Genomic DNA, 6259 nt, shown 5'->3' on the forward strand with positions numbered 1-6259 from the left:
ACCACCGACGCCTCGCCCGCGACTACGAAGCACGCCCCCACCGGTCCGAGGCCATGGTCCACCTCGCGATGATCAACCTCATGACCCGCCGACTCGCCGGGGAATCCACCCCGACATGGCGCGGCACATGAACCACCATCAGTCCGGCAATCCGGGATGAAACAACGGGATGAAACGCCCTCTGAGGTTGAGGCTCGGGAAGATGCTTGGTCGAGGATTCCGAAAGTTCATCTCGGTCGATGCCCACTGCGGCAGAAACTGCATGACCGAAGTCTAGAGGGTTCACAGGTGAGCCGCCGTCAGGTTGACCGAAAATGGCAACGGCCCCGAGCGGTCAAACCGCTCGGGGCAGCGAGGTCGTCGTCAGCTCGCCTCAGCGAACGCCTCGTAGACGCTCTTCGGGATGCGGCCGCGGGCAGGCAGATCGTGGCCGTTGGACTGGGCCCAGGCGCGAACCGTCGCCGGGTCAGGGGTAAGAACGGTGCGACGGAAAGCCTTTCCAGTGCGGCTCTGCCGGCGGCTGGCCTCTACGAACGGAGCGAGGGCGTCCCGCAGCTTCTCCGCGTTGTCCGCAGACAGGTCGATCTCGTACGACTTCCCGTCCACACCAAAGTGGACGGTTTCTGCGGCGGCGCCGCCGTCCAGGTCGTCGGAGAGCGTGACGACTACGCGCTGAGCCATGGGGGTCACATCCGGAAGGAGAAGGGTCACATCTGGCCGCATGCTACATGGAAATGCCTAATCAGGATAGCCCCTTTAGGCCCGATGCCTTCGCTCTACAGGTTCTCCATCACGAAGTCGTCGTCATAATCCTCGTCGCCGTTCATCATGAGGATTGCACGGCCCTGGGAAATGTTTGAGTTGGTGTCCGGTACGGCACAGTTCGCGCAGACCCCGTCCGGGTAGTACTCGTCATAGCTTCTTTCGCGCGCGGGTAGCGCACCGAACTGGTGCTGCCCCACCGCACGATCTGCTGCAGCCGCTGCCCCTCCTGATCGGTCAGTCTTCGCACGCGTACCGGCTCGACGGGTCACTGCCCACGGTGTATGTCACCGGTGGGGCGCAGGGGTCGGTGCAGATCAACACCCTGGTGACCAAGGTTCTGCCGTGGCTGCTGGAGCGCGCAAACGTCGTCCATCAGTGTGGTCCGACGGACGAGGCGGGCCTACGCGGACAGGCGGAGGCGCTGCCGCCGCGCTTGGCGGTTTGCTACCTGCTGACCGGATACATGGGGCGGAGTTGCCGGATGTGCTGGCGCTGGCGGATGTGGTGGTCAGTCGCAGCGGTGCTGGGACGCTCGCGGAGCTGACGGCACTCGGCAAGGCTGCGGTGTTCATCCCACTGGCGTCGGCAGCGGGCAACGAGCAGGCCCAGGGCCTCGTCCCACTTGTCGATCAGGCCGGCGGAGCGGACCTCGACCGCGCTGCCGCCGAGGTCGGCGAGGACGCGCGCAGCCAGCGGGGACCGGCAGTAGCTGCCGAGGCGGACGGCGAGGATCCGCCGGGGCACGGGGGCGGGGGTGCGGGTCATCGGGAGTCTCCGGTGGTGAGGGCCCGGCGCAAGGCGTCGGCGGTGCGGTGGACGTCGTCCTCGGTGAGGTGCTGGTGGAACGGCAGGGTGAGCAGCTGCTGGGCGAGGCGTTCCGTCGCCGGCAGCGGCCGGGCCCACCGAGCGAAGGCCGGCTGGAGGTGGTTGGGCGGGTGGTGGACGCCGACGCCGATTCCCGAGCGGCGCATCTGGGCCCAGACCCGGTCGTGGTCGGGGACCGTGACGATGCACAGGTGCGGGACGGAGCGGTCCACGTCGACGTCGACCACCTCGACACCGGGGAGGCCGGCGAGTGCATCGCGGTAGGTGCGCCACAGGGTGCGGCGGGCGGGGTTCGGCTCCGGTGGCGAGGACGGCCTGCACGGAGGCGCAGAACGTCATCGACGGCACCAGCACCTCGCCGCCGGGGCCGACGCCGGCGGCAGCGCGGTGTGCAGCGCCGCGGTCCCGGAGGAGCCCGGCGTTGGGCTCGCGGGCTGGCCAGCCGCGGTTAGGTGCTGTGGCCGTTCTGGCTGCCCGAGTCCGGCGGTCCCTGCTCGGGGCGGTTCCGCAGGGCGGCAGTGCGGTGCAGCACGATCAGTGGCAGGACCAGCCAGGACGCGGTGAACCACAGCAGGACGCAGGCGCTGACGATCCAGGCGATCGGTGAGTTGGTGGTGGCGGTGCGCAGCAGAAGGAGCAGGGCTGCGGTGATGGTCAGGGCCAGGGCGACGAGCCCGATGGCGACGAGACGGCTGGCGACTCGGATCAGTTCGGGTTTCATGCCGTGGCCGGCGAGGAAGCGGCGGAAGGCCACGGGTGCGATCAGTGACCCAGTGGAGACAGCGCCCAACGCGACGGCGGCGATGTAGAGGTGTTGGTCGAAGTCCGACAGCTCGGTGAACCGCTCGGTGAAGGCCACACCGATGAGGAAACCGAACAGGATCTGCGCGCCGGTCTGGCACACCCGTACCTCCTGGAGCATCTCGGTCCACAGGCGGTCCGCCCGTTCCTGTGGCGTCTCGTGGCGGCCGGGTGGGGGAGGGTCGGGCCCGTTGATCGGCGTCACGGTGTGCTCCTTGCAGGGTTGGACGGTCGTTCGGCGGTCAGGCCGGATGGCCCGCGTCGATGTCCGATACGTCGCCGAGGCGAAGCGGGTTGCGGTCCGCGGTGGTGGCGGCGGTGATGGGGTCGAGGAGGAATCCCGAGTGATCTCCCCCGTCGAACCGGTCGAGGACTCGGCCCGCGAACCAGGCGGAGGCGTCGGTGAGGACTGGGACGCCGTAGGGGCCGGGGCGCCAGGGGACAGCCGCGAACTTGTCGAGCGTGTCGCCGGTCGCGCCGCCGAACAGTTCCGCCAGGTCGTGGCGGTGCGGTAGCAGGTGGACGACGAGGGCGGGGGAGTGTGACGCGACGGGGTGGGTGTGGTTGGCCTTCGAGATCCACACGGTGAACCGTGGCGGTCGGATGGAGCACTGGCCGGCGAAGCCGACCAGGCAGCCTGCGCGCTCGCCGTCGCCGGTCGCGGCGGTGACGACGTAGACCGGGTAGTCCAGCAGTGCAACGAATGATTCGAATCCACTCATCTGTGGTCTCCCTTGGCGCGGTGTCGTGCAGTGGCACCGCCGGCCCGGCTCGGTGAGGGGCCGACGGGATGCGCCTACCCGCTCCGACCGACCTCGATGCGAGCGCCGTGCGCTGTCTGCTTTCTTGACTCGAACTTCGCCGGCGCGACGATGTGTCCCCGGCCAGCGGGTAGTAGGGCTGCAGGTTTCCTCTGCCAGTCGGGGGTAGAAGCCGAACGTGGACCGTACGCGTCGAGGAGACTCTGAGGTGGGCGACGCCATGCACGGTGTCCCCGCGCTCGATCTCGACCTGGACGGCGCTGCCGGATCGGAAGCCCGTGCTCGGCGTGCCGCTCGGTGCTTTCTGGGTGGGCTGACAGGGTCGGACCGGGAGCGTCTGGGGCAGCAGACCCGGCAGGATGTGGTCCTGGTGGTCAGCGAGCTGGTGTGCAACGCGTGCCGTCATGCGCCGGGCCGATGCCACCTGACGATGGCCCTCGCCGATGCGGGCGTGCGGGTCACGGTTGAGGACAGCAGCCGTGAGCTGCTGCGCCCGACCGGACTGCCAGGGCCGTCCGGCTACGGACTGTTCATCGTGGCCACGGTCGGACGCATGGTGCACGTCGAGCGTACGGCCACCGGCAAGGTCGTGGAGACTGTCGTCGGTGATCGCTGAGCTGGGACGCGGCCTAGCGTTGAAGAAGAGCGAGCGGGAGGCGAGCAGCACATGGACATCGACCGGGCCGAGGCGCTGCTCACAGTAGTGGTCCGCGGCTCGGGGCGGAGTGTGATCGTCCGCCCCGAAGGGGAGTTGGACAACGATACGGTCCAGCCGTTGTCCGAGGCCCTGGAGGACGCCCTGCAGGGCCCACCCGGTCCGGTCGTGGTCGACTGCGGTGGGCTGTCGTTCTGCGACTCGACCGGTCTGAACCTGCTGCTGCGCATGAGCCGCGAGGCGGAGAGCGACGGGCGGCCGCTGCTGCTGGCGGGCCTCAGCCCGATCGTCACCCGCCTGTTCGAGATCACGGGGGCGAAGTCCGTCCTTCGGATCTACCCAACCGTGGACGACGCGCTCGCCGGGCAGGAGGGCTGAGAGCCAATGCCGTCCGTCTCCGACCACCGCCGACTGGCGCTGGGGCAGGCCACCGGGCCGGTCTCCGAGTCGCGCGCGTTCACCCGCGCGGCGCTGCTGGACTGGGGCTGGCTCCCGGCTCCCGAGGGTGAGCGCCGGACGGTCGCCGAGGACGTGCTCCTGATCGTCAGCGAGCTGGTCACCAATGCCGCCCTGCACGCGGGCGGCCCCGTCGAGCTGCGCCTGCGCCACCTGCCGGCGGGGCTGCGGGTGGAGGTGTCCGACCTGAGCCCCGAGCCGCCGGTCCTCCGGTCCCGAAGGGATCCGAGCGTGCCGGGCGGGTACGGGCTGAGAGTGGTGGCACTGCTGTCCTGGGCCTGGGGCAGTTCGCCGGAAGAGGTCGGCAAGATCGTTTGGTCGGAGATCGCCTCGCCGCCGGCCCGCCCGGCACCTCCTACGCCTCGGGCCTAGCCTTGAAGAACGCTCCATCTCCGTTACGCCAGGGGGCGTGGATGTCGGATCCGCAGGGCGAGAACGCCCGCCTGCTGGCCACCATCGACCGCCTGCGCAGCGAGGTGGAGGGCCAGCGTCGGGCCATGCGGACCCGCGCTGTGATCGAGCAGGCCAAGGGCATCCTGATCGAACGGTTCTCCTGCACGCCGGACGAGGCGTTCAGCCACCTCGTCCAGCTGTCGCAGGACAGCAACCGCAGGCTCGTCGACCTCGCCGCCGACTTGCTCGGGACGGCGGCGCCTCCGGACGCCGGCGAGGACGAACTCACCGCCCTCCCACGGGAGTCGGCCCCGGCGCCGCCAGTTGTGGCCCCGGCGCGGCCGCGGTCGCGGACGCGGACGGTCGCCGGGGAGTTCGCGGCGCGCTACCACCTCGCAGCCTCCGCCCTCGGCTCGGCCGAGTCGCCCGACGAACTCGCCGCGGTGCTCTCCGAGGCGGCCCTCGCGCCGTTCGGTGTCGGGGCGGTCGCCCTCACCGTGCTGGAGCCCGACGGCGCGCTGCGGCTGGTGGCCAGCCACGGTGTGCCCGCCCACCAGCTCAGCCAGTGGCAGCGGATCCCGCCGAGCATGTCGCTGCCGATGACCGACGCCGTCCGCGAGGGAGGCGTCGTGTGGGCCAGGCGATCCGAGTTCGCCGCGCGCTACCCCGACCTGAAGGGCGAGGACCTGGTGCCGGGGGAGACCGTGTGCGCCCTCCCGCTGCGCACCGGGGAACAGGTGATCGGCGCGATGAAGCTCGGCTGGCCCGACGCCTACCGGGCGGACCGTCCCACCGAGCGCTACCTGTCGGCGGTGGCGAGGCTGTGCGCCGCCCACCTGCTGCGGGTGCTCGCCCCGGGCGCCGACGAGGCCGGAGCCCCGCTGCCGACCGGCGAACCGTGGTTCCGGGCGGTCCTGGACGCGCTCCTCGACCCGGTGCTGATCCTGAGCGCCGTCCGCGAACCCGAGGGCAAGGTCACCGACCTGCGGGTGGAACACGCCAACGCGGCCACCGTCGACCTGGCCGGCCGCACCGGGCAGGACATCACCGGGCGGCTGCTCAGCGAGCTCTACCCCGGCATGGTCTCCTCCGGCGCCTTCCAGCACCTGCTCGACGTCGCGGCCACCGGTGTGCCCCACCGCGGGGAGGCCGAGCAGTACGTCGAGGTCGTCGGCGGCGCCGTGCACGGTTCCACCATGACCCTGCACGCCACCCCCTTCCTCGACGGCGTCCTGGTCAGCTGGCGCACCCACGACGAGCAGGAACTCCGGGAGCACCAGCTCGCCCAGGCCCAGCGACTGGCGGGCCTCGGCACCTGGCAGTGGGACGTCGCCTCCGCCCGACTGGACTGCTCGCCCGAGGTGTTCCGGCTGCTCGGCAGGCCCGAACGGGCCGCGAACGGCACCCTCGGCCTGGCCGAGGCGGAGGCCGCCGTCGCACCGCCCGACCGCCATGCCGTCCGGCTCCTGGCCGAGAGGCTGCTCGCCGGAACCACCTCCGCCACCCTCGAACTCCGGATCGTCCGCGCCGACGGCGTCACCCGGACCGTGCGGGCGATCGCCGAGACCGTCCCCGGCCAGCGGGACGGCGAACTGCTCGCCGT

The 6259-nt window shown here is 70.8% G+C and carries 9 protein-coding genes and 3 pseudogenes; 6 read left to right on the top strand and 6 right to left on the bottom strand.

Translation table 11 applies throughout. The features are described 5' to 3' along the window. Window positions 1–131 (top strand): annotated as a pseudogene (locus AB0K51_RS34230) (IS5/IS1182 family transposase); the annotation flags it as partial. Between the two features lie 232 nt (window positions 132–363). On the opposite strand, the gene AB0K51_RS34235 reads toward AB0K51_RS34230, so the two are convergent. Then, a complete protein-coding gene (locus AB0K51_RS34235; protein WP_363462122.1) occupies window positions 364–681 on the bottom strand; it encodes an Lsr2 family protein in 318 nt (105 codons plus the stop codon). A gap of 95 nt (window positions 682–776) precedes the next feature. Beyond that, a complete protein-coding gene (locus AB0K51_RS34240; RefSeq protein WP_363462138.1) occupies window positions 777–962 on the bottom strand; it encodes a hypothetical protein in 186 nt (61 codons plus the stop codon). Between the two features lie 71 nt (window positions 963–1033). Here AB0K51_RS34240 and AB0K51_RS34245 point away from each other — a divergent pair. Further along, window positions 1034–1371, top strand: a pseudogene (locus AB0K51_RS34245) (glycosyltransferase); the annotation flags it as partial. Between the two features lie 155 nt (window positions 1372–1526). Here the strand turns inward: AB0K51_RS34245 and AB0K51_RS34250 are convergent. The 4 genes and pseudogenes from AB0K51_RS34250 to AB0K51_RS34265 all read right to left on the bottom strand — a co-directional run bounded on the left by AB0K51_RS34250 (window position 1527) and on the right by AB0K51_RS34265 (window position 3113). Further along, a complete protein-coding gene (locus AB0K51_RS34250; protein WP_363462136.1) occupies window positions 1527–1865 on the bottom strand; it encodes a DegT/DnrJ/EryC1/StrS family aminotransferase in 339 nt (112 codons plus the stop codon). A 25-nt stretch (window positions 1866–1890) separates the two neighbouring features. Beyond that, window positions 1891–2109 (bottom strand): annotated as a pseudogene (locus tag AB0K51_RS34255) (DegT/DnrJ/EryC1/StrS family aminotransferase); the annotation flags it as partial. After that, entirely contained in the window at window positions 2039–2596 is a 558-nt protein-coding gene (locus AB0K51_RS34260; protein ID WP_363462124.1) for a DUF6328 family protein, read from the bottom strand. The pseudogene AB0K51_RS34255 and the gene AB0K51_RS34260, both read right to left, overlap by 71 nt. Before the next feature lie 37 nt (window positions 2597–2633). Then, complete coding sequence (locus AB0K51_RS34265; protein ID WP_363462126.1) at window positions 2634–3113, bottom strand: flavin reductase family protein; 480 nt, start codon at window positions 3111–3113, stop codon at window positions 2634–2636. Between the two features lie 247 nt (window positions 3114–3360). On the opposite strand from AB0K51_RS34265, the gene AB0K51_RS34270 reads away from it, so the two are divergent. From AB0K51_RS34270 to AB0K51_RS34285, 4 genes are all read left to right on the top strand, one after another. After that, window positions 3361–3768 (top strand): ATP-binding protein, encoded by a 408-nt coding sequence (locus tag AB0K51_RS34270; RefSeq protein WP_363462128.1) that lies wholly within the window; start codon window positions 3361–3363, stop codon window positions 3766–3768. A gap of 51 nt (window positions 3769–3819) precedes the next feature. Next, complete coding sequence (locus tag AB0K51_RS34275) at window positions 3820–4185, top strand: STAS domain-containing protein (protein WP_363462130.1); 366 nt, start codon at window positions 3820–3822, stop codon at window positions 4183–4185. A 6-nt stretch (window positions 4186–4191) separates the two neighbouring features. Continuing rightward, window positions 4192–4635, top strand: coding sequence for an ATP-binding protein (locus AB0K51_RS34280; RefSeq protein WP_363462132.1), 444 nt, complete (start codon window positions 4192–4194; stop codon window positions 4633–4635). 41 nt (window positions 4636–4676) lie between these two features. Continuing rightward, the coding region (locus AB0K51_RS34285) for an ANTAR domain-containing protein (RefSeq protein ID WP_363462134.1) at window positions 4677–6259 on the top strand (1583 nt) is incomplete at its 3' end.

The organism is Kitasatospora sp. NPDC049285, assembly GCF_040678815.1.
GTDB lineage: Bacteria > Actinomycetota > Actinomycetes > Streptomycetales > Streptomycetaceae > Kitasatospora.